The sequence below is a fragment of the Sphaerospermopsis reniformis genome (assembly GCF_005402885.1).
GTDB classification, from domain to species: domain Bacteria; phylum Cyanobacteriota; class Cyanobacteriia; order Cyanobacteriales; family Nostocaceae; genus Sphaerospermopsis; species Sphaerospermopsis kisseleviana.
In genome coordinates, this window is the sequence record NZ_BJCE01000642.1 from 1 (window position 1) to 251 (window position 251).

Genomic DNA, 251 nt, shown 5'->3' on the forward strand with positions numbered 1-251 from the left:
CCAGGACCAACTAGCGATATTTCTTTGTTTAGAGGTCAACAAGAAAAATTTGATTCTGGACAGAGATTTCAAGGAGATAAAGCTTATATAGGTGGAGATAATATGACTACACCTCAGAAAAAGCCCAAAAATAAAGAATTAACGGATGAACAAAAAGAAGCAAATAAAAAGCTGTCTAGTAAACGAATTTTTGTAGAGCATATCATCAGAATTATTAAAATATTTCGCATAGCATCATCAAGATTTCGTCT

Annotated in this window: 1 protein-coding gene; it reads left to right on the forward strand. The window is 32.3% G+C overall.

Going from position 1 to position 251, the window contains the following annotated elements:
* Window positions 1–251 (forward strand): transposase family protein (locus FFR48_RS28690; RefSeq protein ID WP_137669647.1); only part of this gene is annotated, 251 nt, incomplete at both ends.